The 2822-nt window shown below is 66.6% G+C and carries 3 protein-coding genes; all 3 read right to left on the minus strand.

The window, feature by feature from the left end:
* A partial coding sequence (locus WC493_RS23085) for an ammonium transporter (protein ID WP_373068969.1) occupies positions 1-1364 on the minus strand: 1364 nt, incomplete at its 3' end.
* Positions 1365-1636: 272 nt separating this feature from the next.
* On the minus strand, positions 1637-2305 hold the full coding sequence (locus WC493_RS23090) for a B12-binding domain-containing protein (RefSeq protein WP_373068971.1): 669 nt from the start codon (positions 2303-2305) through the stop codon (positions 1637-1639).
* Positions 2302-2822, minus strand: a 521-nt coding sequence (locus WC493_RS23095) for a GntR family transcriptional regulator (protein WP_373068973.1), incomplete at its 5' end; no start/stop codon positions are given. The genes WC493_RS23095 and WC493_RS23090, both read right to left, overlap by 4 nt.

A 2822-nucleotide genomic window follows, 5' to 3' on the forward strand; every position in this document is an offset into this window, starting at 1 on the left:
GCGATGAGACCCAACAGCCCGTTGACACCGTGGACGGAGACAGCTCCCACAGGGTCGTCGACCTTGAGGCGGCCCTCGACGAAGACGATGGCGACGACGACGAGCAAGCCGGCCACCGTGCCGATCAACGCCGCGCCGAGCGTGCTGACGAAGGCGCACGGTGCGGTGATGGCGACCAGACCGGCCAGCATGCCGTTGGCCGCCATGGACGGGTCAGGCTTGCCGTAACGTCTCCAGACCAGGAACATCGCTGCCAGACATCCGAACGCGCTGGCGATGAACGTGTTCACGATCACCACGGTAAAGCGCAGATCCGTCGCCGCCAGCGTGGAAGCGCCGTTGAAGCCGATCCAGCCGAAGACGAGGATGATCACGCCGAGGATGGCGAGCGGCAGATTGTGCGCGAGGATCACCCGCGGCCGGCCGTCCTTGGCGAACTTACCGATGCGTGGCCCAAGGACCAGCGCCCCGGCGAGCGCCGAGAAGCCGCCCACGGCGTGGACGACTCCCGAGCCGGCGAAATCCAGAGAGCCATGGCCCAGACCGAGGTTGCGGCCCAGAGCGCTCAGCCAGCCGCCGCCCCACACCCAATTGCCGTAGATGGGATAGACGATCGCGGCCATGAAGAAGCCGTACACGATGAACGACGAGAACTTCCAGCGCTCGGCCATGGCGCCTGTGGGGATGGTTGCGGCGGTGTCCATGAAGACGAGCTGAAAGAAGAAGAAGCCAATGATCGCGACATCGTAGCTGCGGCCTGCGAGGAAGAAGCCCTCGTGGCCGATCACCCCCCACCCCGGGGCGAGCTCTGCCAAACCGGAGAGCGGCTGCGTCGCGCCGAGCGTCGTGAGCGTGCCGACGCCGCCGAACTGGAGGGCGAAGCCCACGGCCCAGTACGAGACGATGGCGATGGCGAAGATCACGAAGTTCGTCATGATCACGTGCACCGCGTTCTTGGAGCGGCAGAAGCCGGTCTCCACCATGGCGAAGCCCGCCTGCATGAAGAACACGAGGGAGCCGCCGAAGATGAGGAAGAAGAGGTTGAGGGAGGTCTTGACGTGACCCAGATCGGCCGCCGTCTCGGCGGCGCTCGGCCGGCCGGCGACCTTGGCGGTGACATCCGCGACGCCTCCGGTGGCGCTGCCGCTCGCGTCGCCTGCGTAGGCGAGTCCTGCGAAGAGCAGAGTGAGAATGGCGGCGAGAAGGAGAGCCTTGAGGCAGGCTCCAATGAACGAGGGCCGCGCCCAGAGCGACTTGAGTGAGGGCGCGGTATGCGCATGAGTCTCTGTAGTGCCACCACGAATGATCGTGGCGGGCGTGTTGGCCCACAAGTTGCTTGCGGACCCAGGCCCGGAGCTCTTCATAGTAGTCATCCTTTTGTGGCCTTGGGTTCGGGGCGCTCACAGAGCGCGTATGTGCGGGCCGGAGGCCGCGGCTGAGGCGACGGCGGCGGCTTCGGCGGTGGTGCGGATCAGATCGTCTGGCGCCTCCTTGCGTAGGTTCCTTTGGTGACTCTTCCGATTCGGAAGAGATGATGGGGCAGTCTGAAGCGCCTGCCGCATGCTGTCAAGTGGCGACCCAAAAGTGAGGGGGGAGCGAGATGGCCCGGCGGGTCGCGATCGGGCGCGACACTCGGTCAGCGGCGCCCGGCGGCTACGATCTCGCGGATGAGCCGCACGCCCTGCGCGGCGTCGTTCGCCCACAGGTCGGCGCCCGCCCATTTGCAGGTCTGCTCGTTGACGATGCCGCCGCCAATGATCACCGGCAATTGGCGGCCCAATTCCGCGGAGGTCTTGCGAAGCTCGACGACCGTCGCCTTCATGCCCTCCGTGGCCACGGTGAGAAGCCCCGAAAGGCCGACGATGTCGGGGCGTAGCTCGCGAGCCCGACGAGCCACTTCGGCCGGTGCTACGTCGACGCCGAGATCGTGGACCACGAGCCCGTACGAGCTGAGCATCATCGCGACGATGCTCTTGCCCAGGTCGTGGATGTCGCCACGCACCGTGCACAGCATCACGCTGCCGACGCCGTCATTCGAGGACCCGGCCTCGGGAAGCAGCGGCCCGAGGATGAGCATCGCCTCGCGAAAGATCTCACCGGCCATGATGAGCCCCGAGATGAAGTACTTGCCGGACTGGTAGTGGTCGCCCACGTAGCGCATGCCGAGTTGGCACTCCTCGATGATCGCCAGCGGGTCGTCGCCGTTGGTGACACGCAGGGTCACGGCGTCGAGCGCCCCCTGCTCGTCGAGCGCGGCAACGCGGCCCGAGAGCGAAGTCGGATCGAGATCGAGGTTCCCGGTCATCCGCGCGTCCTCCGTCGTCCTTCTTGGTCGCCGGGAGCCTGCACGCCGACACTGGCCCTGAACTGCAGCCGGTCGCCGCGGCACACGAAGCGACCCCAGCTGATGGGCGTCTCGTCGTAGTCGAAGAAGATGTGTTCGAGCACCCAGGCTGCCGAGGCGGGTGGCGCCGCGAGGTACATCGCCTCGTCCTGAGTGAGCACCGAGGCGTGGATGATGAGCTCACCGCGCTTGGGGCCGCTGCCGGCGCCGCCCTCGAACATGTCTCTCAGGGCGGTCACGTCGAGCTCGGCCTCGACGATTGGCCGCGTCGGGTCGTAGACCAACGACTCACGATGGTAGATGAGCGGCTCCTCGTCTTCGAGCAGGAGCCGCCGGATCGACACCACCCGGGTGCCGTCGGGCACGTCGAGACTAGCAGCGGCGCGTGGTCCGGCCGGTACGACGCGAGCTTCGATGATCTTGACCGTCACCGTCTCGTCGCGCAGAAGGTCGTGAAACTCGCTGAGGCCGAACGACG

Source organism: Zavarzinia sp. (genome assembly GCF_041650655.1).
Taxonomy (GTDB): domain Bacteria; phylum Pseudomonadota; class Alphaproteobacteria; order Zavarziniales; family Zavarziniaceae; genus Zavarzinia.